Source organism: Pseudomonas capeferrum, assembly GCF_013523055.1.
Classification (GTDB): domain Bacteria; phylum Pseudomonadota; class Gammaproteobacteria; order Pseudomonadales; family Pseudomonadaceae; genus Aquipseudomonas; species Aquipseudomonas capeferrum_A.
Map to the genome: position 1 here is coordinate 14,574 of NZ_JAAMQM010000035.1, position 23,643 is coordinate 38,216.

General features: G+C 62.6%; 18 protein-coding genes and 1 pseudogene. 6 read left to right on the forward strand and 13 right to left on the reverse strand.

What is annotated here, in order from left to right:
- The first annotated feature begins 401 nt into the window (after positions 1 to 401).
- Positions 402 to 2,075, forward strand: coding sequence for a 2-isopropylmalate synthase (gene leuA / locus G7009_RS26405; protein ID WP_181133216.1), 1,674 nt, complete (start codon positions 402 to 404; stop codon positions 2,073 to 2,075).
- 128 nt (positions 2,076 to 2,203) lie between these two features.
- Here the strand turns inward: leuA and G7009_RS26410 are convergent, their stop codons facing one another.
- Genes G7009_RS26410 through zwf form a run of 3 tightly spaced genes read right to left on the reverse strand, consistent with a single transcriptional unit; the run spans position 2,204 to position 5,065 of the window.
- A complete protein-coding gene (locus G7009_RS26410; RefSeq protein ID WP_181133217.1) occupies positions 2,204 to 2,878 on the reverse strand; it encodes a bifunctional 4-hydroxy-2-oxoglutarate aldolase/2-dehydro-3-deoxy-phosphogluconate aldolase in 675 nt (224 codons plus the stop codon).
- 17 nt (positions 2,879 to 2,895) lie between these two features.
- Complete coding sequence (gene pgl, locus G7009_RS26415; protein WP_181133218.1) at positions 2,896 to 3,609, reverse strand: 6-phosphogluconolactonase; 714 nt, start codon at positions 3,607 to 3,609, stop codon at positions 2,896 to 2,898.
- Positions 3,596 to 5,065 carry a glucose-6-phosphate dehydrogenase gene (gene zwf / locus G7009_RS26420; RefSeq protein WP_181133219.1) on the reverse strand — a complete coding sequence of 490 codons (1,470 nt, stop codon included), beginning with the start codon at positions 5,063 to 5,065 and terminating at the stop codon, positions 3,596 to 3,598. Before zwf ends, pgl begins: the two co-directional genes overlap by 14 nt.
- 211 nt (positions 5,066 to 5,276) lie before the next feature.
- On the opposite strand from zwf, the gene hexR reads away from it, so the two are divergent.
- Positions 5,277 to 6,140, forward strand: a complete 864-nt coding sequence (gene hexR / locus G7009_RS26425) for a DNA-binding transcriptional regulator HexR (RefSeq protein WP_308813354.1) — start codon at positions 5,277 to 5,279, stop codon at positions 6,138 to 6,140.
- 135 nt (positions 6,141 to 6,275) lie between these two features.
- Here hexR and G7009_RS26430 read toward each other — a convergent pair whose 3' ends face one another.
- The 9 genes from G7009_RS26430 to edd all read right to left on the reverse strand — a co-directional run bounded on the left by G7009_RS26430 (position 6,276) and on the right by edd (position 17,074).
- The gene (locus G7009_RS26430) at positions 6,276 to 7,622 is read right to left on the reverse strand and encodes a carbohydrate porin (protein ID WP_181133221.1); all 1,347 of its coding nucleotides are present in this window, start codon (positions 7,620 to 7,622) and stop codon (positions 6,276 to 6,278) included.
- 40 nt (positions 7,623 to 7,662) lie between these two features.
- Positions 7,663 to 8,817 carry an ABC transporter ATP-binding protein gene (locus G7009_RS26435; protein WP_181133222.1) on the reverse strand — a complete coding sequence of 385 codons (1,155 nt, stop codon included), beginning with the start codon at positions 8,815 to 8,817 and terminating at the stop codon, positions 7,663 to 7,665.
- 3 nt (positions 8,818 to 8,820) lie between these two features.
- A complete protein-coding gene (locus G7009_RS26440; protein WP_181133223.1) occupies positions 8,821 to 9,657 on the reverse strand; it encodes a carbohydrate ABC transporter permease in 837 nt (278 codons plus the stop codon).
- Positions 9,650 to 10,558, reverse strand: a complete 909-nt coding sequence (locus tag G7009_RS26445) for a carbohydrate ABC transporter permease (protein ID WP_181133224.1) — start codon at positions 10,556 to 10,558, stop codon at positions 9,650 to 9,652. The genes G7009_RS26440 and G7009_RS26445 overlap by 8 nt, the downstream gene beginning before the upstream one ends.
- A gap of 124 nt (positions 10,559 to 10,682) precedes the next feature.
- The gene (locus G7009_RS26450) at positions 10,683 to 11,945 is read right to left on the reverse strand and encodes an ABC transporter substrate-binding protein (protein ID WP_181133225.1); all 1,263 of its coding nucleotides are present in this window, start codon (positions 11,943 to 11,945) and stop codon (positions 10,683 to 10,685) included.
- 134 nt (positions 11,946 to 12,079) lie between these two features.
- A complete protein-coding gene (locus G7009_RS26455) occupies positions 12,080 to 13,534 on the reverse strand; it encodes an ATP-binding protein (RefSeq protein WP_181133226.1) in 1,455 nt (484 codons plus the stop codon).
- Positions 13,515 to 14,237 carry a response regulator gene (locus G7009_RS26460; RefSeq protein WP_181133227.1) on the reverse strand — a complete coding sequence of 241 codons (723 nt, stop codon included), beginning with the start codon at positions 14,235 to 14,237 and terminating at the stop codon, positions 13,515 to 13,517. The genes G7009_RS26455 and G7009_RS26460 overlap by 20 nt, the downstream gene beginning before the upstream one ends.
- 54 nt (positions 14,238 to 14,291) lie before the next feature.
- Positions 14,292 to 15,251 carry a glucokinase gene (locus tag G7009_RS26465; protein ID WP_181133228.1) on the reverse strand — a complete coding sequence of 320 codons (960 nt, stop codon included), beginning with the start codon at positions 15,249 to 15,251 and terminating at the stop codon, positions 14,292 to 14,294.
- Positions 15,248 to 17,074, reverse strand: coding sequence for a phosphogluconate dehydratase (edd, locus tag G7009_RS26470; RefSeq protein WP_181133229.1), 1,827 nt, complete (start codon positions 17,072 to 17,074; stop codon positions 15,248 to 15,250). Before edd ends, G7009_RS26465 begins: the two co-directional genes overlap by 4 nt.
- A 260-nt stretch (positions 17,075 to 17,334) precedes the next feature.
- On the opposite strand from edd, the gene gap reads away from it, so the two are divergent.
- From gap to G7009_RS26485, 3 genes are all read left to right on the forward strand, one after another.
- Positions 17,335 to 18,336: a type I glyceraldehyde-3-phosphate dehydrogenase gene (gene gap, locus G7009_RS26475; protein ID WP_181133230.1), complete on the forward strand. Its 1,002-nt coding sequence runs from the start codon at positions 17,335 to 17,337 to the stop codon at positions 18,334 to 18,336.
- Between the two features lie 131 nt (positions 18,337 to 18,467).
- Positions 18,468 to 18,980: an RNA polymerase sigma factor gene (locus tag G7009_RS26480; protein ID WP_181133231.1), complete on the forward strand. Its 513-nt coding sequence runs from the start codon at positions 18,468 to 18,470 to the stop codon at positions 18,978 to 18,980.
- 88 nt (positions 18,981 to 19,068) lie between these two features.
- Positions 19,069 to 20,031 (forward strand): FecR family protein, encoded by a 963-nt coding sequence (locus tag G7009_RS26485; protein ID WP_181133232.1) that lies wholly within the window; start codon positions 19,069 to 19,071, stop codon positions 20,029 to 20,031.
- 17 nt (positions 20,032 to 20,048) lie between these two features.
- On the opposite strand, the gene G7009_RS27945 is transcribed toward G7009_RS26485, so the two are convergent.
- A complete protein-coding gene (locus G7009_RS27945) occupies positions 20,049 to 20,174 on the reverse strand; it encodes a hypothetical protein (protein WP_258198062.1) in 126 nt (41 codons plus the stop codon).
- Between the two features lie 700 nt (positions 20,175 to 20,874).
- On the opposite strand from G7009_RS27945, the pseudogene G7009_RS26490 reads away from it, so the two are divergent.
- Positions 20,875 to 23,463: pseudogene (locus G7009_RS26490) on the forward strand (TonB-dependent receptor).
- The last annotated feature ends 180 nt before the right edge of the window (positions 23,464 to 23,643 follow it).

The window sequence follows — 23,643 nt, forward strand, 5'->3', positions numbered from 1 at the left end:
CCAGCGCAAGAGACGAGCCGGACTCTTCAAGCACTCAATAGCGGCACCGAACCTGTGAAGTTGGCTTGCCAGCGGATGAAAACACCCTCTGCATGTGACTTGCGCCATCACAGTCGGTGCCGCAATAAAAATTGGATAAAACAAAAAATTAAGCCACTAGATCCCGCAAGGAAGCTTTTTTTAAGCATTTATCTCAATTTTTCCGCAAGGCTTGCCATCGCTCACCTCACTGGTTAGGGTTGAGGGCATGAATACCTTCACGACCCTCATTCTGCTTCGTCAACACCGCAGCCTCTGCCTGGTCAGTGCACGACTACCAGGGTGAATCGCGTCGCCTCGCCTTTTCATCTCGTTTTCGTTCGGCAGGCCCGATCACGGCCGCACACTCAAGGATTGCTCCAATGACCATGCTCAAAGACCCTTCCAAGAAATACCGCGCATTCCCGGCCATCGACCTGCCCGATCGCACCTGGCCATCGCAGACCATCACCGAAGCGCCCATCTGGTGCAGCTCGGATTTGCGTGACGGCAACCAGTCGCTGATCGAGCCGATGGATTCGGAGAAGAAGCTGCGATTCTGGAAGACCCTGGTGCAAGTAGGCGTGAAGGAAATCGAAGCCTCGTTCCCGTCCGCCTCGCAAACCGATTTCGACTTCGTGCGGACCCTGATCGAAGACGGCCACATCCCGGACGACACCACCATCCAGGTGCTGACCCAGGCCCGTGAAGACCTGATCGCTCGCACCTTCGAATCCCTGCGCGGCGCCAAGAAGGCCATCGTGCACCTGTACAACGCCACCTGCCCGGCGTTCCGTCGTATCGTCTTCAGCCAAGACAAGCAAGGCGTCAAGGACATCGCGGTGAATGCCGCCAAGCTCTTCGTCAAGTATGCCGCGCAGCAACCGGAAACCCAGTGGACCTTCCAGTACTCGCCGGAGACGTTCAGCGCTACCGAGCTGGAGTTCGCCAAGGAAGTCTGCGACGCGGTCATCGAGGTGTGGAACCCGACGCCTGAGCGCAAGATCATCCTCAACCTCCCCGCGACCGTCGAAGTGGCGACCCCGAACATCTATGCCGACCAGATCGAATGGTTCTGCCGTCACGTCAACCGCCGTGACAGCGTGCTCATCAGCCTGCACACCCACAACGACCGCGGCACCGGCGTCGCCGCTACCGAGCTGGGCCTGATGGCGGGCGCCGACCGTGTCGAAGGCTGCCTGTTCGGCAACGGCGAACGCACCGGCAACGTCGACCTGGTCACCCTGGCGCTGAACCTCTACACCCAGGGCGTCGATCCGCTGCTGGACTTCTCCGACATCGACGGCGTGCGCAAGGTGGTCGAGGAGTGCAACCAGATTCCGGTTCACCCTCGCCACCCTTATGTCGGCGATCTGGTCCACACGGCGTTCTCCGGTTCGCACCAGGATGCCATCCGCAAGGGCTTCACCCAGCAGAAGGAAGGCGAGCTGTGGGAAGTGCCTTACCTGCCGATCGATCCCGCCGACCTGGGTCGCAGCTACGAGGCCGTGATTCGCGTCAACAGCCAGTCCGGCAAGGGCGGTATCACCTACCTGCTCGAGCAGGAATACGGCATCAGCCTGCCACGCCGCATGCAGATCGAATTCAGCCAGGTCGTACAGGGTGAAACCGATCGCCTGGGCCTGGAAATGACCGCCCAGCAGATCTACAACCTGCTGCACCGTGAATACCTGCAAGCCAACGCGCCCTATGCATTGGTCAGCCACCGCCTGCAGGAAGAGAACGGCCACAGCGCCGTGGAAGTGGAAGTCTCGGGCGAAGGCGAGACCACGCTGCACTGGCGCGGCAAGGGTAACGGTGCCCTGGAAGCCCTGGTTGCCGGTTTGCCGATCGCCGTCGAGATCATGGACTACAACGAGCACGCCATTGGCGCGGGTACCAATGCCAAGGCAGCGGCCTACATCGAGTTGCGCGTGGCCGGCAGTCGCTCGATGCATGGCGTGGGTATCGACGAGAACATCACCTCCGCCAGCTTCAAGGCGCTGTTCAGCGCGCTGAATCGTTCGCTGAGCCAGCAGGCGGCAAAAGCCGCTTAAACGGTTGCTTCCTGATGCGGGGCCATTCTGTTCTTCCGGACAGATGGCCCCGCATCACGTTTCGGCAGGCGAAAAAAAGGGCGCCGACCAAGCGCCCATAAGCCGTACAGCACACAACGAAATCGATTTCAGTCCAGCAACGCCAGCGCCTCCGCGCTACACGCCTCGATTCGCGACCATTCGCGATTCTTTATCCAGCCACTGTCGAGCATCCAGGTACCGCCCACGCACATCACGTTGGGCAGGGCCATGTAATTGCGCACGTTGCCGGGGTTCACGCCACCAGTAGGACAGAAGCGAATCTCGCCGAAGGGGCCAGCGAATGCCTTGATGGCAGCCACGCCCCCGCTGATTTCCGCAGGAAACAGCTTGAAGCGCCGATAGCCCAGTGCATACCCCATCATGATCTCGGACGGCGTGCTGATACCTGGCAACAGCGGGATATCGCTCTCTACACCAGCTTCCAGGATGTCTTGAGTGATGCCTGGCGTGACCACGAACTGGGCGCCCGCAGCCTCGACAGCCGCGAAGGTCTTGCGATCCAGAACCGTGCCCGCGCCGATGCACAACTCGGGACGCTTTTCACGCAGCATCTGGATGGCCTTCAGCCCATGTTCCGAGCGCAAGGTGACTTCGAGCGTCTTGATGCCGCCTGCGGCCAATGCATCGGCCAGGGGCAGGATGTCTTCCTCACGGGCGATGGTGATGACCGGCAAGATGCGCGCCCGACCGCAGATCGCGTCGATCCGGGCGGTTTTCTCGGCCATGGTGAGCAGCGGATGGGGAAGTTCGAGCGTGGTCATGACAGTGGATCCTTGGCTCATGGGCACCAGTAGATGTCCAGGGGGTCGTGTAGAAAGGCGCTTATCGGCATGACGGTCGGGTCATTGCCGTCCAATGCGGCGCGCAGGGTAGCGAGTTTGCTCGGGCCTTGCACGGACAAGGCAATGAAGCGGGCGCTGGCCAGCAGGGCTCGGGTCATGCTCAGACGCTGGTGAGGCACGCTCGGCGCGAGCATCGGCAGGCAGCGTCGCGAGCCGGTACGCTCCAGTCCCTGAGCCAGGTTCGGACTATCAGGGAACAGCGAAGCGGTATGCCCATCGTCACCCATTCCCAGCACCAGCACGTCTATGCCCGGCAGCTCGGCGAGTGCTTGCTCGGCCTCGTCGGCGGCCGCCTGCAGATCTGCGGCTGGATGATAAAGACCGATGAAGCGTGCCTTGGCCGCCTTGTCTTTCAGCAGATGGCGCTTGAGCAGGCCGGCATTGCTGTCGGCGTGCTCGACCGGCACCCAGCGCTCGTCGGCAAGGCTGACCACCACCTTCGACCAGTCCAGCTCCTGGGTGGCCAGACGCTCGAGAAACGGCACCGGGCTACGACCACCGGACAGCACCACGGTAGCCTGGCCCTTGTCGGCGATGGCCGTGCGCAGACGCTCGGCCACATCCTGCGCCAATGTTTCGGCCAACGTCGTCGCGTCGTCCAGTTCATGCACATTCACCGTGCCAGGCAGTTGCACATCAGATATCGCCATACCATGACCTCCCATCGCGAGTGATCAGTGCGATCGAGCTCATCGGGCCCCACGATCCGGCCGCGTACGGCTTGGGAGCATCGCTTGCGCTCTTCCAACCCGCGATGAGCTGGTCGCACCATTTCCATGCATATTCGATCTCGTCCTTGCGCACGAACAGGTTCTGGTTGCCGCGCATCACTTCCAACAGCAAGCGCTCGTAGGCATCCGGAATCCGCGCACTGCGCCAGGCGTCGGAAAAATTCAATTGCAGGGGCCCGCTACGCAGCTGCATGCCCTTGTCCAGCCCCTGCTCCTTGGTCATCACCCTCAAGGAAATCCCCTCATCCGGTTGCAAGCGGATGATCAGCTTGTTGCCGATCTGCAACCGCTGTTCCGGCGCAAAGATGTAGTGCGGCGGTTCCTTGAAGTGGATGACGATCTGCGACAGCTTGTGCGGCATGCGCTTGCCGGTACGCAGATAGAAAGGCACGCCTGCCCAGCGCCAGTTGCGGATGTCGGCGCGCAAGGCCACGAAGGTCTCGGTATCGCTCTGCGCGTTGGCATTGTCCTCTTCCAGGTAGCCCGGCACGGGCCGGCCCTCACTGTAACCGGCGATGTACTGGCCGCGTACCACGCGCGTGCCCAGCCCCTCGCCGGTGATCGGCGCCAACGCCTTGAGCACCTTGACCTTCTCGTCACGAATGCTGTCGGCGGACAGGTCGCTGGGCGGATCCATGGCGATCAGGCAAAGCAGTTGCAGCAGGTGGTTCTGGATCATGTCGCGCAATTGCCCGGCCTGGTCGAAGTAACCCCAGCGCCCCTCGATACCGACCTTCTCGGCCACGGTGATTTCCACGTGGGAGATGGAGTTCTGGTTCCACTGGGTTTCGAACAGGCTGTTGGCAAAACGCAGGGCAATGAGGTTCTGGACCGTCTCCTTGCCCAGGTAATGGTCGATGCGGTAGACGCGGTTTTCCGGGAAGAAACGCGCCACGGCGTCATTCACCCGCCGCGAAGACTCCAAGTCATGGCCGATGGGTTTCTCCAGTACCACCCGCGTCCGCGAAGCGAGACCGGCTCTGTCGAGGTTCTCGCAAATGGCCCCGTAGACTGCCGCCGGCGTCGCGAAATAAGCGATCAGCGTCAACTCGCTGCCAGCCCGCTCGGCCAGTACCTGATACCCGTCGGCCTGGAGAAAATCCAGCTGGAGGTAATTCAGACGCTCGGTGAAGCGCTGCAGGACGACGGCATCGATATCTGCCTCCGGGACGAACTCACGCAGACTGGCCTCGATAGTGGCCAGGTGCGCTTGTGGATCGCCCGGCTCGCGCGCCAACGCCAAGAGGCGTGAGTCCGCATGCAGGAGCCCTGCCCTGTCCAATTGGTAAAGCGCGGGAAAGAGCTTGCGCAAGGCCAGGTCGCCGAGGGCGCCAAACAGGGCAAAGGTGCAAGGTTCGACACTGATTGCGGCCATGATGTTGGTTCTTTTATAAAGTTGAACAAGAAATACCGTGTTTACCCCTGCATTTCAAGGGTCGATGTAGTAAAAACAACAACATTTTAGACGAGCGCTACAGACAAGTGGTTGCCCGACACCTCAACCAGTACGATAGACATTCCCTGCAACAAGCCTGCTGCCTTGCCAGCCGGCTGTCTTCCCGACTCAAGGACACACCATGGACCGCGTGCGAAATCTCCTGGAGCAGATCCAGGGACGCCTGGACGAGCTGAACAAGGCCGAACGCAAAGTCGCCGAAGTCATCCTGCTCAATCCGCAACAAGCTACCCGCTTCAGCATCGCCGCCCTGGCCCAGGCGGCGAAGGTCAGTGAACCGACCGTCAACCGTTTCTGCCGTTCCTTCGGCGTCAATGGTTACCCCGAACTCAAGCTGCAGCTGGCGCAGAGTCTGGCCAGCGGCGCCGCTTACGTCAGTCGCGCCGTGGAGGCCGACGACGACCCGGCCGCCTATACCCAGAAGATCTTCGGCAGCGCCATCGCTTCTCTCGACAGCGCTTGCCAGCAGCTCGATCCACAGCAGGTCAGCCGTGCCGTGGACATGTTGATCCAGGCCCGGCAGATCCACTTCTTCGGCCTGGGCGCCTCGGCACCCGTGGCACTGGATGCACAGCACAAGTTCTTCCGCTTCAACCTGGCCGTATCGGCGCATGCCGACGTACTGATGCAGCGCATGCTGGCTTCCGTGACCCATACGGGCGATCTGTTCGTGATCATTTCCTACACTGGGCGCACACGCGAACTGGTGGAAGTGGCGCGCCTGGCACGGGAAAACGGTGCATCGGTCCTGGCTCTCACGGCCGCCGGTTCGCCGCTGGCTCAGGCTTGCAGCATGGCCCTGCACATTCCCTTGCCGGAAGACACCGACATCTATATGCCGATGACGTCGCGGATCATCCAGCTGACGGTGCTGGACGTCCTGGCCACCGGCATGACCCTGCGTCGAGGCGTGGATTTCCAGCCGCACCTGCGCAAGATCAAGGAAAGCCTCAACGCCAGCCGTTATCCGATCGAGGACGATGAACTCAATTGAAGCAGGCCAGCGTCATCGGCCAGCGTGCGTGGCTCCCGCAGGAAGGTTGGCGCGTGCGTTGACTGAACGGTACTGCAAACCGGACGACTCCGTATCGGAGTCGCCGAGGTTCGATACATGCCCGCAGCCGTCAGGCTAGAACGACGACTGAATCTTCAAACCCGCAACCAACGCGTTGTCCACTTCGTCCACCCCACCTGGACGCTTGATGTATTGCAGGTTGGGCCGCACGGTCAGCCAGTTGGTGACATGGAAGCCGTAATACAGCTCGGCGTTGTACTCGGTACGTTGCACCGGCACGAAGCCGGGGTTGTCGTAATCGCCAATGCCACTCTGCGCATTGAGCAGCTCCGCGCGCCTGGCGACATCGTCATTGACGTGGATACGCGCGATACCGAAGCCGATGTCGTCCTTGGGTCGTGCATCGAAGGCACCCTTGTAGACCATTCCGACCTGCTGGTAGTTATCGACCACGTTGGTGGCCTTGTCGTGCACGGTGAAGTTGGCGAACAGGCTCAGGCCACGATCGGCATCGCCGTTGTGCGCAGTGACCTGCTGCTGCGCCACTACCCACCAGCCATGCTTGGAGTCATGGGACTTGGAAGCATTGCCGGTCAGCGCCTGAGGCTGACCATCGACATCGTCGTAGACATCGTCGGCGCGGGCGGTGCTGTAGTAATAACCCAGCCGGTACTCGCCCGGCAGACCATTGAGCGAAGGTGTCCAGATCGCCTCCACCGGCAGGATCGCGCCCTTGGTACCGCTGCCGCTGAGCTTGAAGCCGTTGCCGGTTTCCAGGTTCGAGGGGTTCTGCTCGAAGGCACCGACCTGCACGGCAAACGCTGGCGTGAGGTCATATCTGACGCGAAGCGCCCACTGGCTGACCGGCCAGTTATACCAGATACCTCCGACCCAGTTACCCACTTGGGAGCCACAGAAGGCCAGGTTCTGGAAGTCGCAAGGGAAACTGTTGAATTCCTCGCCGGGCCCGAATCGGCCGAACTTCACGTCCAGGGCACCGTCCAGGTACTTCTGCTTGACCCACAACTGCGTCAGGCGCCACGTCTGGCCCCTGCCCCAGACCTCCTGCACCGAGCTGAAGTGCCCGGCGCGCGGATCGCTGATGCGATCGTTGGACAGGTTCCGTCCGCTGCGCTCAGTGATCGCCAGCTTGAACTCGGCGTTCTGCCAGCCCAGGATCTTCTGCAGGTCCAGGTGCATGCCCAGGGCGAACTGGTCGCTGTAGCGAGCCGTCCTGTCATCGTTGAAACCGCCATGCAGGTTGCCGGCGACTTCACCGACGTAATCGAGACTGAAGTCGTATCCCCTGTCGAGCAATTCGGTGCGTGTGCCGCCCCAGTCACCGCTCATCCATCGGGACTCGGTCGAGAAGGCCTCGGCTGCCTGCGCGCTCCCCACGCCGCCGGCCACTGCCAGTGCAATGAACGACCCCAGCAACCTGTTGCGCTTGCGATGCTCCATCGTGTTGTTCTCCATTTCTTGTTATTGATGGCGGGACGCTTCAACGTCCCGTAAAGCGGGCCACATTATCCTGCGTGACGCAGGCTGGCGCGGCCAGGTCCAGACGCTCACCGCTGGCGCTGTCGAACAGCAGCACCCGCGCCGGGTCGAATTGCAGCGCCAGGCTGTCACCTATGCAGCAACTGACGTCCGGCGCGAGGCGGCAACAGACCTTGGTCTGGTTGAGTGTCACGAACACCAGCAGATCGGGCCCGGTCGGCTCGGTGACCTGGACCTGGGCACGAATGGACGGCAGTCCATTACCTTCCGCCCCACCCATGACGATCTGTTCGGGGCGAATGCCAAGTACCACCTCACGCGCTTCCAGGCCCTGAATATCCCTACTCAATGGCAATTCACAGCGTCCCTGGCTGCTGTCGAGCAATGCCATCAAGCGCCCGCCCTGGCGCTGCAGTCTGGCTGGAATGAAGTTCATCGGCGGCGAGCCGATGAAGCTGGCGACGAACAGGTTGGCCGGGTCGTTGTAGATCTGCTGCGGCGTGCCGAACTGCTGGATCAGCCCGTCCTTCATCACCGCTACCTTGTCGCCCAGGGTCATGGCCTCGATCTGGTCGTGGGTCACGTATACCGTGGTGGTCTTCAGCCGCTGGTGCATCAGCTTGATCTCGGTGCGCATCTCCACCCGCAGCTTGGCGTCCAGGTTGGACAGCGGCTCGTCGAACAGGTAGATCTTGGGCCGCCGCGCCAAGGCGCGGCCCATGGCGACCCGTTGCTGCTGGCCGCCGGAAAGCTGGGATGGCTTGCGCGCCAACAGGTGTTCGATCTGCAACAGCTTGGCGACCCGCGCCACTTCCTCGTCGATGGCCGACTGCGGCATCTTGCGGATCTTCAGGCCGAAGGCGATGTTGTCGCGCACGGACATGGTCGGGTACAGCGCGTAAGACTGGAATACCATGGCGATATCCCGATCCTTGGGACTCATGGCGCTGATATCGGCCCCCTCCACGAGGATCTCGCCACCACTGATCTGCTCCAGGCCGGCAATGCAGTTCATCAGGGTGGACTTGCCGCAGCCCGACGGGCCGACCAGGATCAGGAACTCGCCGGAATCGATCGCCAGGTCGATAGCCTTGAGGGTATCGGGCAATCCGCTGCCGTAGCGCTTGTTGACGTTGCGTAATTCGAGCCGTGCCATATCTCACCCCTTGACCGCGCCAGCGGTCAGGCCGCGCAGAAAGTATTTGCCGGCCACGACATAGACCAGCAGGGTCGGTAACCCGGCGATCATTGCCGCTGCCATGTCGACGTTGTACTGCTTGACCCCGGTACTGGTGTTGACCAGGTTGTTCAGTGCCACGGTGATGGGCTGGGCATCGCCACTGGCGAATACCACGCCGAAGAGGAAGTCGTTCCAGATCTGGGTGAACTGCCAGATCAGGCAAACCATGATGATCGGCACCGACATCGGCAGCAGAATTCGCCCGAAGATGGTGAAGAACCCCGCGCCGTCCAGTCGCGCCGCCTGCACCAGGGCGTGCGGCACGCTGCAGTAGTAGTTGCGGAAGAACAGCGTGGTGAAGGCCAGCCCGTAGACCACATGGATCAACACCAGGCCGGTGGTGGTACTGGCCAGGCCCAACTTGCCGAGGGTGAAGGAGGCTGGCAGCAGGACCGTCTGGAACGGCAGGAAGCAGCCGAACAGCAGCAGACCGAAGAACAGCTGCGACCCGCGAAAACGCCACATGGACAGTACGTAGCCGTTCAGCGCACCGAGCAACGTGGAGATCAGCACCGCCGGCAAGGTGATCTTCACCGAGTTCCAGAAATAGCCACCTACCGCGTCCCAGGCCGTGAGCCAACCGCTGCCGGTGATCACGTGCGGCCAACTGAGCAGGTTGCCGGTACGAATGTCCTCGGGCGACTTGAAGCTGGTCAGCAGCATCACGATCAAGGGGATCAGGTACAGCGCGCAGGCCAGCAGCAACGTGGCGTGGATCGCCAGGCGGCTGGGGGAAAACCAGCGATGACTAGTCATGACGCTTGCTCCTGAGCTCCGAATACAGGTAGGGGACCAGGATCGCCAGGATGGCGCCCAGCATCAGGATCGCGCTGGCCGAGCCCATGCCCATCTGGCCGCGACTGAAGGTGAAGGCGTACATGAACATGGCCGGCAGGTCGGACGCGTAACCGGGGCCGCCGGCAGTCATCGCCGCGACCAGGTCGAAGCTCTTGATGGCGATGTGCGCGAGGATCATCAGCGCGCTGAAGAACACCGGCCGCAGGCTGGGCAGAACGATGCGCAGGTAAATCCGTGGCAGGCTGGCGCCATCGACCTGGGCGGCGCGGATGATCGAGGGGTCGACCCCGCGCAGACCGGCCAGGAACAATGCCATGACAAACCCCGAGGACTGCCAGACGGCAGCGATGACCAGGCAATAGACCACCCGCTCCGGGTCTACCAGCCAGTCGAAGCGAAAGCCTTCCCAGCCCCAGTCGCGCAGCAGCTTGTCCAGGCCGAGCCCTGGGTTGAGCAGCCACTTCCAGGCCGTGCCGGTCACGATCATCGACAGCGCCATGGGGTAGAGATACACCGTGCGGATAAAGCCTTCGCGGCGGATGCGCTGGTCCAGTAGCACCGCCAGCAATACACCGATCAGCAGGCTGATGCCGATGAACAGCCCGCCGAACACCAGCAGGTTCTTGCTGGCGACCCACCAGCGATCGTTTTCCAGCAATTTCATGTACTGGGTCAGGCCGACCCATTTGTAGCTGGGCATGAAGCTGGAGTTGGTGAAGGACAGCACGAGCGTCCAGAGGATGTAGCCATAGAAGCCCACCAGGATGATCAACATGCTGGGCGCCAATACCAGTTTCGGCAGCCAGCGTTGCAGGGCATCCAGCGGAGAGCGCCGGAGGCGAGTGGCGACTGTGGTCATGGATAGGTCTCGATCAGGAGATGCAGGCAGGCACCGCGGGGTTGCCCCGGGAAGTCGGCAAGGCGATCGGAGTCGCCCTGCCCGATGTCGCGGCGCAAAAGCCTGCGCGGGTGCCGTGGCGGGCTTATCTGGCCGACTTGATGGCCGAGTTCAGCTGCTTGGCCGTCATGGCAGGATCGGCATCTGGATGGTTGAGGAAGTGTGTGACGACGTCGAAGATCGCCCCTTGCACCGCCAGTGACGAGGACATGTTGTGCGCCATGCTCGGCTGCAGACCTTCGCCTTTTTCAGCTTCCTTGAAATCCTTGGCCGAGGCCTGGGTGCAGGCGTCGAAGGCGCTCATGTCCATGTCCTGGCGCACTGGCAACGAGCCTTTGTTCTGGTTGAACACGGTCTGGAAGCTAGGCTCCAAGGCGACCTTGGCCAGGTCGTTCTGAGCCTTGATATCGTCGGGATCCTTGAGCTTGAACATCGCCAGGGAATCGATGTTGTAGGTGAAGCTGCCCTGGGTGCCGGGGAAAGCCACGCACTGGTAGTCCTTGCCCGCGACCTTGCCCGCCGCGGTCCACTCGCTCTTGGCCCAGTCCCCCATGATCTGCATGCCGGCCCTGCCATTGATGACCTCGGCGGCGGCGATGTTCCAGTCGCGTCCGGCGCGGTTGGCATCCATGTAGCCTGCCAGGCGCTTGAGGGTTTCGAAAACCTTGATCATGTCCGGCCCGGTCAGGGTCTTCTCGTCGAGGTCGACGAAGGCGGCATGGTAACCCTTGGGTCCGAGGATGCTCAGGGCCAGGCTTTCGAACACCGTGCTGTCCTGCCACGGCTGACCACCGTGGGCCAGCGGCTGGAAACCGGCGGCCTTGAGCTTGTCGGCAGTAACGAAGAGTTCATCGAGGGTGGTCGGTACCGTGGCCCCGGCCTTGGCCAGCGCCTGCGGGTTGATCCACAGCCAGTTGACCCGATGGATGTTCACTGGCACGGCCACGTAATGGCCATCGTACTTCATGATCTCGGCGACCTTGGGCGGCAGCAGCGTGTCCCAGTGGTTGGCCTCGGAGACCTCGTCGAGCTCGGTGAGCAGGCCCAGTGCGCCCCATTCCTGGATGTCCGGCCCCTTGATCTGCGCCGCGGCGGGCGGGTTGCCAGCCACGGCGCGGCTCTTGAGCACGGTCATGGCCGCCGCACCGCCACCCCCGGCGACCGCATTGTCCTTCCAGGTGAAGCCGTCGCTCTCGACCTGCTTCTTGAGGGTTTCCACGGCTGCGGCCTCGCCGCCGGATGTCCACCAGTGCAGCACTTCGACCGTGCCGTTACCGGCCGCGTGCGTGCTCAAGGGCATGAGGGAGGCAATGGAAATGACAGCGGCGAGACGATTGATCGCATTCATCGAAGAGACCTTTCTTGTTGTTATGCAGTAGGCAAGTCATGAGGGCTTGCGCTTTTACCGGAGTCTAACCAGTTGCTCTCGCGTGGCAGGTCACGAAGGGATGGGCAAATGTCACCGCGCTGTGACATTGGGCCTCAGTCGGTCCCCCGGGGCAGGCTCAGGGTCACGCGCAGCCCGCCCCTGCGCAGGTTGAGCAGGCTGACCTCGCCGCCGTGACTGTGGGCGATGCTGCGTGCGATGCCCAAGCCGAGCCCGTAGCCCTGCTGCTGCCCGGCCAGGCGGAAGTGAGGCTCGAAGACCTGCTCAAGGCGCTGCTCAGGTACCCCCGGCCCCTGGTCGTCCACCTGCAGGACGAACCCGGTGGTACTGTCGTGGATACGCAGGCGTGCCCGCTCGCCGTACTTGATCGCATTGTCGATCAGGTTGCCGATGCAACGGCGCAGCGCCAGCGGTTTGCCAGCGTAAGGCGCCAGGGCGCACCCTTCGAGGGTGATGCGGCCATCGCCGAGGTAGGGCTCGGCGAGAATTTCCAGGACCTGGTTGAGATCGATCGCCTCGATGTTCTCGTGAATGTCCGTGTCTTTGACGCACTGCAGAGCGCCCTTGACCAGCAATTCGAGCTCGTCCAGGTCTCGCCCGAAGCGGGCCTGCAACCGCTCGTCCTCGAGCAGTTCGACGCGCAGGCGCAAGCGCGTGATCGGGGTGCGCAGGTCGTGGGAGATGGCGCTGAACAGCTGACTGCGTTCGGTAAGGTAGCGGCTGATCCGTTCGCGCATGCTGTTGAACGCCCGCGCCACTTCGGCCACTTCGCTGCCCCCGCCGTCGGCTACGGGCGCGACATCGGCGCCCAGCGACAGCTCGCGCGCCGCGCGCGCCAGACGCTTGAGCGGACGACTCTGCCAATGCACCAGCAAGCCGATGAACAGCAGCAGCAAGCCGGTGGTGATGAAGACGAACATCAACTGCTGACGTGGCAGTGTCTCTGTCTCTAGGCTGGTGTAGGGTTCGGGCAGCAACGAGGCGATGTACAGCCACTCGCCCTCGGCCAGGCGGATCTGCGTCACCAGTACCGGGGGGTTGAGCGGCTCCAGGGTCAGCGAATAGTGGGCCCAGGAACGCGGCAGCTCGTCGAGCTTGAGCCCACCGTTGAACAAGCGCAGCTCCTGGGGGCTGACGAATTCCACGGACACCTCCATCCGCTGGCCCAGGCGCTCGCGCAAGACTTTCTGGAATACCTCGATCACGGCCTGTTTGCGCGGGGTGATGGGCAGTATCTGCATGTCCAGCGGTCGATCGTTGAGCGAAACGAAGAAGCGCGTACCACCCATGCTGCGCAACTGATCCAGGACCAATGGACGATAGGCCACCGGCAGCGAACGCAGGTAACTGACGCTGGCACTCATGGAGTGGGCCAGGCTGCCGGCACTGGCCTGCAAGCCCTGCATCTGGCTGGCACGCAGTTGCGAGACCCAGATCAGCCCGGACAGCCCCTGCGCCAGCACTACCACCAGCAAGGTCAGCAGCAACATGCGCCCCAGGAGCGACCGAGGCAGCAGACGCCAGCGCCGCTCAGTGCGCGGGACTGACATGCGCCGCCAGCAGGTAGCCACTGCCGCGTACCGTGCGGATCAGGCGCGGCGGCTTGTCGATATCGCGCAGGCGCTGGCGCAGGCGACTGACCGCCATGTCGACGATGCGATCCAGCGGCATGGGCTCGCGGCCGCGGGTCGCGTTGCCGATGGTGTCGCGGTCGAGGATTTGCTGTGGGTGATCGAGGAACAGCTTGAGCAGGGCGTAGTCGGCGCCGGACAGGATCACTTCCTCGCCGTCCCGGTGGAACAGCCGATGACTGATGGTATCCAGGCGCCAGTTGTCGAACGCCAGCACGGCCTGGCTCGGCGCCTGGCCGAACTCGGCGCGGCGCAACAGGGCCTTGATTCGTGCCTGCAGTTCGCGAGGGCTGAACGGCTTGCCCAGGTAGTCGTCGGCGCCGAGTTCAAGGCCGATGATTCGATCGGTCTCGTCGGAACTGGCGGTCAGCATGATGATGGGTACCTGCGCCAGACGGGGATGCTGACGCACCCAGCGGCACAGGCTGAAGCCGTCTTCGTCCGGCAGCATCACATCGAGAATGACCAGGTCGCAGGGCGCGCAGTCCAGGGCCTGGCGAAAGCCATGGCCATCGGCCTCGGCGCGTACATGAAAACCGGAGCGGCTCAGGTAGACCTGTAGCAGCTCACGGATTTCCTGGTCGTCGTCGACCATCAAGATCGATCTACCGGCAGTGCTCAAGCGATTCCTTCCTTTTTGTTGAACGCGGGTCTGCTGCCCGCTGCGTCCGATGTATCAGTGCTCGATGGCCTGCTGCAAGGCGACTCCGGCGCCTAACAGACCGGAAAATTCCGCTGTGACCAGGCAAATCGGCACGCCGGTCAGATAAGCACTCATACAGCCTTTGTCGACGAGAGCCTCGGTAAAGCCGCTACGCAGGAACAATTCCACGAAGTGCGGGATGACACCGCCGACAATATAGACCCCACCACGAGCACCGAGGGTCAGGACATTGTTACCGACCACCCGCCCGAGGAAGCGGCAGAACTGCTCGATTACCGCCAAGGCCACGGGATCGCCGGCCAGCGCGGCTTCGGTGAGCTGTGCCGGGGATTCGTATCGAGGTTTTTGACCGTCGAGTGCGCAAATGGTCTGGTACAGCTGCACCAGCCCGCCTCCACTGAGCACGCTTTCGGCACTGACATGGCCGATGCGTTCCTCGATCTGCTGACGGATCGCCGCCTCGCGGGCATTGCCGACCGGCAGGTCGACATGTCCTCCCTCCCCCGGCAACGCCAACCAATGCCCCGGCTGCAGGCGTAGCAGACTGGCCACGCCCAGGCCGGTACCCGGGCCGATGACCAGCGCCGGACGAGTCGGATCGGCCTGCCCTTCGCAGACCTGGCGGTACTCGTCAGGTTGCAGACGGGTCATGCCCAGCGCCATGGCGGAAAAATCATTGAGCAGGAGCAATTGCTCGACCTGCAGACGTTCGCAAAACGCGCGGCGATTGATATGCCAATGATTGTTGGTAAAGCGGAATTCGTCTCCGTCCACCGGCCCGGCCACAGCGAGGCACACCGCCGCTACCCCGCCTCGTGCGATGTCATGGCCCGCAAGGTAGCGTTCGATGGCCTGCTCGGGGCTGGTGTAGTCGGTCGTTGCGAATACCTGCACGTCGTGCAACTGGTTGTCGCGCCACAGGGCAAAGCGTGCGTTGGTACCTCCGATGTCGCCAACCAGCAAGACTTTCACTTGAGATTCTCCAAAGCCGAGGTGAAGGCGCTGGCACCCTGCTCGGCCGGGCTGAGCGCCATGCGCATGAAGCCGAAGAGCTCGCGTCCGCACCCCAGGTCATTGCCAAGGGGCGCGGATGGCAGATCACGCGCGGCCAGTTCCTCGGCCGACACCATCACCTGCAACGTGCCTTCGACACCGTCCACGCGCACCCTATCACCATCGCGCACTTTTGCCAGCAGGCCACCATCGAATGCCTCGGGGCAGACATGGATCGCCGCGGGGATCTTGCCCGATGCGCCGGACATGCGTCCGTCTGTCACCAGCGCTACCTTGAAACCACGGTCCTGCAGCACACCCAGGAACGGCGTCATCTTGTGCAGCTCGGGCATGCCGTTGCAGCGCGGCCCCTGGAACCGCATGACTGCCACGAAATCGCATTCCAGCTCGCCGGCCTTGAAGGCATCGGCCAGCGCCTGCTGGTCATGGAACACGCGCGCCGGGGCCTCTACCACTTGGTGCTCGGGGGCCACGGCGGAAACTTTCATCACGCCACGACCGAGGTTGCCTTGCATGACGCGCAAGCCGCCCTCGGGCGAGAACGGCCGTGTCATCGGTCGCAAGATATCTTCGTCGAGGCTGCTGCGCGGGCCTTCGCGCCAGACCAGGCGGCCGTTGTCGAGGAATGGCTCCTGGGTATAGCGGCGCAGGCCACGCCCCGCCACGGTGTTGACGTCTTCGTGAAGCAGGCCCGCGTCAAGCAGCTCGCGGATCAGGAAGGCCATGCCGCCAGCCGCCTGGAAGTGGTTGATGTCGGCCTTGCCGTTCGGGTAGACATGCGCGAGCGTCGGCACGATCTCGGACAGCTCGGCCATGTCCTGCCACGTCAGCTGGATTCCCGCCGCCTGGGCGATGGCCGGCATGTGCAGGGTGTGGTTGGTCGAGCCGCCGGTGGCGTGCAGCGCGACGATGGAGTTGACCAGCGACTTCTCGTCGACGATCTCGCCCAGGGGCATGAAGTTGCCGCTCGCCTGGGTCATGCGCGTGACCTGCTGCGCCGCTTCGACCGTGAGCGCGTTGCGCAGAGGGGTATACGGGTTGACGAATGACGCGCCGGGCAGATGCAAGCCCATCACCTCCATCAGCAGCTGGTTGGTGTTGGCCGTGCCGTAGAAGGTGCAGGTGCCTGGGCTGTGATAGGACTTCATCTCCGACTCCAGCAGCTCCTCGCGACTGGCCTTGCCCTCGGCGTAGCGCTGGCGCACGTCGGCCTTTTCCTTGTTGGAAATGCCTGAAGGCATCGGCCCACCCGGGACGAACAGGGTCGGCAGATGACCGAAGCGCAGCGCGCCCATCAGCAGCCCAGGGACGATCTTGTCGCAGATGCCGAGCATCAGGGCCGCATCGAACATGTTGTGCGACAGGGCGATGGCCGTGGACAGGGCAATCACCTCGCGGCTGGCGATGCCCAGTTCCATGCCCGGCTCGCCCTGGGTCACGCCATCGCACATGGCCGGCACACCGCCTGCCACCTGGCCTACCGAGCCGATCTCGCGCAGGGCCTGCCTGATCTGTTCCGGATAGTGCTCATAGGGCTGGTGCGCCGACAGCATATCGTTGTAGGCCGAGACGATGGCGACGTTGGCCGCGTTCATCAGACGCAGGCTCTGCTTGTCTTCTGTCCCGCAGCCGGCGACGCCATGGGCGAAGTTGGCGCACTGCAAGCGAGCACGCATGGGCCCGTCCGTGGCTGCTGCACGGATGAGTTGCAGATAGCGTTCACGGGTAGGGCGGCTGCGGGCGATCAGCCGTTCGGTGACCTCAAGGATGCGCGGGTGCATGGTGCTGGACTCCAGGCTGACGATGGGGCGATCTCTGCGGGCGCTTCCCTTGTAAACGATTGGCCCATGGACAGGGTCCAACACTTTGAAGGGACGATCCGACTGATCGCTCGTTGTAGATTAAACAAAATACTGCCATCAAAAAGGCTTGTTTTCTATCAAATAGGGAATAATCTTGTAATTCCAACAACAAAACCGTTTCAGTGAAGCGTGTGACTTCTTTGTGCCACAAGCTTCCCCGGTCTGCCAGAGGTACTTTCATGACCCTTCGCATTGCCATCAACGGATTCGGCCGCATCGGGCGCAATGTCTTGCGCGCACTCTATACCCAAGGCTATCGCCAGGACCTGCAGGTCGTCGCCATCAACGACCTGGGCGACAGCGCCATCAACGCCCATCTGCTCAAGTACGACAGCGTGCACGGTATCTTCGACGGCCAGGTCGAGGCCGATGAGGAAGGCCTGACGGTCAACGGCGACCGTATTTCCGTCAGCGCCATTCGCAACCCCGCCGAGCTGCCCTGGAAAGCCGAAGCGGTGGACGTGGTGTTCGAATGCACCGGCTTGTTCACCGACCGCGCCAAGGCCGCCGCCCATCTGGCGGCAGGCGCGCGCAAGGTGATCATCTCGGCGCCAGCCAAGGGCGCGGACGCTACCGTGGTATATGGGGTCAACGACGATGTCCTGCGGGCGACGCATCAGATCATCTCCAACGCCTCCTGCACCACCAATTGCCTGGCGCCGCTGGCCCAGGTACTGGACCGCGAGTTCGGTATCGAACAAGGCCTGATGACCACTATCCATGCCTACACCAACGACCAGGTATTGACGGATGTCTACCATAGCGACCCGTTCCGCGCGCGCTCTGCCACCCAGTCGATGATCCCGAGCAAGACCGGCGCCGCCGAAGCCGTGGGCCTGGTGCTGCCGGAGCTGGCGGGCAAGCTGACCGGGATGGCGGTGCGCGTGCCGGTGATCAACGTGTCGCTGGTCGATCTCACGGTCAACCTCAAGCGCGACACCAGTGCCGAGGAGGTCAATCGCCTGTTCCTGGAAGCCAGTCAGCATTCGCGAGTGCTGGGCTACAACGCGTTGCCGCTGGTCTCATGCGACTTCAACCATAACCCGCTGTCATCGATTTTCGACGCCAACCACACGCGCGCCAATGGGCGGATGCTCAAGGTAATGGCGTGGTATGACAACGAATGGGGGTTCTCCAATCGCATGCTGGATAACTGCCTGGCGCTGTGCAACGCGCGATGAGCAATCATCGGCCAGGTCGGCGCGCAGTCGCTCGGCCTGGCCATCATTACCTTAACTTTACCAAGGCGGGTCTTGACCAACGGTACGGATGATAAGCATTATCATTCGCTACGTTTCGCTCAGGTATCCCCGTGAGTCAGTCCCGGTTCGACACAGTGTTCCTCGCTCAACGACTCACGTTGCTGCGTACCCTGCAGCGCATGGTCGACAACCCGAGCACCGCCGAAGACCTGCTGCAGGAGACCTACCTGCGTGTCACGCGCGCGCTTGGCGAGCGTCCGGTCGAGCATCTCGAGCCGTTCGTGTTCCAGACCGCGCGCAACCTCGCCCTCGATCATCTTCGCGCCCGACGCGTCCAGACCCGCACCCTGCTCGACGATGTACCCGAACAGGTCCTGCACAACGTGGCCGCGCCCCTGGGCAGCAGCGAGGACGCCGCCCATGCCGGGCAGTTGCTCAAGCACCTGAGCGTCAGCCTTGGCCAACTGAGCGCGCGCCAGCAACGTATCTTCATCCTCAGCCGCCTGCATGGCGCCAGCCACCTGGAAATTGCCAGGCAATTGAAGGTGTCGGCCAGCACCGTGCAGAAGGAACTGAAGCTGATCATGGCAATCTGCATCGGCGTGGCCGAGCGCCTGAGCTAACCGCTCGCCAGCGGAGTGCGCAAAGGCCTTGCCAGGCCTTGGTACAGCGCTGATCATTCAAAGAAAATGCCTACAGCAAGGACCACCCGTGACTGACAGCTCTGTCTCTCGCCCGACACCCGCCGAGCTTGACGCGCGCGCCCGTGCCATGGACGAGGCTCGGGATTGGCTGATCCGCCTGCAGTGCGCCAGCGAGGCCGATAGCGCTGCCTTCGAAGCCTGGCTGGAAGCCGATGCGGCCAATGCTAGTGCCTATGTCGAGGTCGAAGCCCTGTGGAATGGCGCAGCCATGCGCCAGGCCGCCATGCAGCTGCACCTTGAGCATCGACGTCGCCCGGGCTCGCGCCTGCACCGCCACTGGAAACCCATGGCGACCGCCGCCGTGCTGCTGGTCGGGCTGTTCACGATAGGCAATCTGCCGGTGCGTTTACAGGCCGATCATCTGACGGTCGTCGGCGAGCGTCAGCGCGTGCAGCTGGACGATGGCGCCAGGGTCTTGCTCAACACCGATTCGGCCTTTGCCAGCGACCTGCACGAGGGGCGTCGGGTCGCTCGCCTGTTACAGGGCGAAGCGTTCTTCGAGGTTCCTGGCGGTAGCCAGCGCCCGCTGGAAGTGGAGGCCGGTCCGTTGCGCGCGAGCGTGCGCGATACTGATTTCGCGGTGCGCTATCTCGATGGCGAAGCCCAGGTACGGGTCCAACGTGGCGATGTCGACCTGCGAGCCGCCAGCGACCAGCGTATCCGCTTGAGTGCCGGTGACAGCATCAGCGTCGGCCCCCAAGGTTTCGGTCAGCGTCAGCGCCCGAACCTGCACAAGGATCTGGCCTGGGTCCAGGGTCGACTGGTGTTCGAGAACTGCCCGCTGAGCCAGGTTCTGGACGAGGTGCGGCGTTACTATCCGGGGTGGATCATCAACCGTAACGAGCACCTGCGGGATGTGACGGTGACCGGCAACTATCGTCTCGACCAGCCGCTGGAGACCTTGCGCGCGCTGGCCCATATCACCTCGGCGCGGCTGCATGAGTATCCTGCGCTGGTTATCCTCGATTGATTCATGCATGCATGTCGTCAGGTTTGTAGCGCCCTTGAGATCGAGCGCCCCCGCGCGGCGCGGCGCAAGGTGCCTGTCATGGCATCTTCAGCACCCTTGAGATCGAGCGCCGCCGGCGCGTCGCGTCGCGAGGTGTATGCCATGGCATCTTCAGCGCCCTTGAGATCGAGCGCCGCCCGCGCGGCGCGTCGCGTCGCGAGGTGTATGCCATGGCATCTTCAGCGCCCTTGAGATCGAGCGCCGCCCGCGCGGCGCGTCGCGGGACAAGCCCGCTCACCACATTTGTTGCAACGTACCATGGCCTGATAGACCGAGCTTTTAGCCTTGTGTGTATGACAAAGATATCAAGGCGTCGGCAACGGCCTTCGTGCAATCTTCAGCCAAGCCCCAAAGGCTGACAACTCCTCTCTCACAGGCCATGGTACGTTGCAACAAATGTGGTGAGCGGGCTTGTCCCGCGACGCGCCGCGCGGGCGGCGCTCGATCTCAAGGGCGCTGAAGATGCCATGGCATACACCTCGCGACGCGACGCACTGGCGGCGCTCGATCTCAAGGGCGCTGAAGATGCCATGGCATACACCTCGCGACGCGTCGCACTGGTAGCGCTAGCTCCCAAGGACGCTCAAAAGTCAACGGCATGCACTTGGCAGACCCTGCAATCCTCTGCCATACACCAAAGCCACCATTCCAATTTCCCAGTCCCTGCCATGTGACATTCGACGAACAATCAAAATTTTTACGCGAATGCACAACCCCGCTCGTCTCGTTATAGCCAATGCAACTGATTCTTGTTTGAGAATCAACCACAACCTATAACAGTTCGCGCGACAGGGAGCGCTTTCGATGTCCACAGGTCCAACACGCCCTTCCACCTCCACTCGCCGCATGGGTCAATTGTCACTGATGACCCTGGCCTTGCTCGCCAGCGGCATCTGCGGCCTGCCGGCACTCGCCGTCGAGACAGCCCAGGCCGGCGGCTCGCACATGGGCGACTACCGCTTCGCCATTCCCCAGCAACCGCTGGTTTCAGCGATCAATGCCTTTACCGGAGTCACAGGCTGGCAGGTCGGTTTTTCAGCCGAGATCGCCGAAGGCGTCTCCTCGCCAGGCGTACAGGGCTCGCTCGCGCCGCAGACCGCTTTGCAACACCTGCTGCAGGGAACCGGACTGCGCATGCGCACGATCGGTAACGGCAACGTGGTATTAGAACGTGAAGCGGCCCGCAACACCATCGCCTTGCAGCAGGTGACCGTCAGTGCCACGCGCAGTGCCCAGGATGTCAGCCAGGTGCCCAGCACCGTCAGCGTGCAGACCCGGGACCAGCTCGACCGGCAGAACGTCAACGACATCCAGCAACTGGTGCGCTACGAGCCGGGAGTCTCGGTGGGCGGGACAGGCCAGCGTAGCGGCCTCAACGGCTACAACATCCGAGGCATCGACGGCGAGCGCATCCTGACGCAGATCGACGGCGTCTCGATCCCTGACAGCTTCTTCTACGGCCCCTATGCGCAAACCCAGCGCAATTATGTCGACCCCGAAATCATCAAGCGCGTGGAGATCCTTCGCGGGCCCGCGTCGGTACTCTATGGCAGCAATGCCATCGGCGGTGTCGTCAGCTATCTCACCCTCGACCCCGAAGACATCATCAAGCCCGGCAAGGACGTCGGCGCACGCCTGAAAACCGGCTACAGCTCCGCCGACGAAAGCTGGCTGACCTCCGCTACCCTGGCCGGCCGCCAGGGCGACTTCGACGGCCTGCTGCACCTCAGCCAACGCAACGGTCACGAGACCGAGTCATATGGCGAGCATGGCGGCACCGGCCTGAACCGTACCGAGGCCAACCCGCAGGACGCGCGCACGACCAATGTGCTGGCCAAGCTCGGCTGGAGCTATGCCGATGATGCGCGTCTGGGGTTCACCTACGAGCGTTACAAGGATGATCGGAATCAGGACGTGCTGAGCGCGGTGGGTGGGCCCTTCGCGGACGGCAACGGCCTCGGGATGTACCGCTCGCGCACCGCTGACGATACTGTCACTCGTGAACGTTTTGGCATCAATCATGATTTTGCTCTGTCGTCTCCCGTGGCCGACCACGTGAAATGGAGCTTGAACTACCAGGTCGCCAAGACCGACCAGGCCACCGAAGAGGTCTATTTCCCGTTTTCGCGAGAAGTGTTGCGAACGCGCGATACCACCTACAAGGATCGCCAGTGGGTGCTCGATGCTCAACTAGACAAAGCCTTCAGCCTGGGGGACACCGAGCACCTGCTGACCTACGGGACGACGCTGAAACAGAACAAGGTCACCGGCTCGCGCAGCGGGACTGGCACCTGCTTGCGCATTGGTGGCAATTGCAGAGCCATTGGCCAGGACAGCCCTGGAGACGGCCAGGTCCTGGTCAGCGACTTCCCCGACCCGACCGTCACTACCTACAGCCTGTTCGCCCAGGACGAGATCCGCTGGAACGACTGGACCTTCCTGCCGGGCGCGCGCTATGACTACACCCGTCTCGAACCGAAGATGACCGACGAGTTCCTGCGTAGCCTGCAAAGTACCGGCAACAGCACGCCCGAGGACATCGACGACTCCGAGAAGAAATGGCATCGCGTCTCCCCCAAGTTCGGCGTGACCTATGCGTTCGATGACCACTACACCTGGTATGGCCAGTACGCCGAAGGCTTCCGCACGCCGACCGCCAAGGCAATGTACGGCCGCTTCAACAATGACGCCCTGGGCTACCGGGTAAGTCCCAACCCTGGCCTCGAACCCGAGAAGAGCAAGAGCTACGAAACCGGTCTGCGCGGCCACTTCGACGCCGGCCACTTCGACGTGGCGGTGTTCTATAACAAGTACCGCGACTTCATCAATGAGGACGCCGTGCAATCGGCCGACCTGGAGGCGACCTTCAAGGCCAACAACATCCGCCGCGCCACCATCAAGGGCGCCGAGTTCAAGGGGCGCCTGGACCTCGGTCACTTCGGCTCACCGCAGGGCCTCTACACCCAAGGCTAGCTGGCCTATGCGCATGGACGCAACGATGACAACGGCCAGCCCCTGAACAGCGTCAACCCACTGACCGCCGTCATCGGCCTGGGTTACGAACAGCCTGACTACGGCGGCCTGCTCAGCTGGACACTGGTCAAGCGCCAGAACCGGGTCGACGACACCACCTTCTTCGCGCCTGACGGCACCAGCTCGCAATTCCGCACCCCCGGCTACGGCGTGCTGGACCTGAGCGGCTTCTACAAGGTCAGCGACGACATCACCGTCAACGCGGGCCTGTACAACCTCACCGACAAGAAATACTGGCAGTGGGATTCGGTGCGCGGCTACGACGGCCTCGGCGAAGCGGGCGTGACCCAACCCGCCAGTCTCGATCGCCTGACCATGCCGGGCCGCAATGTCGCGGTCAATCTGATCTGGGATATCTGAGGCAGTGAACAAGGGGGCGGCCTAATGCCAGTCAGTTAAAGAAAACAGTAGGTTCAAATGCTGATGCTTAGCCTTCGGCTTCCGAATCTTCAGTGATGCTGCCGGCCTCATCGCGGGGCAAGCCCGCTCGAAACCGTCCCGACTGCTCTATGGGATCCTGGCCTACGTCAGTCTTGGCGT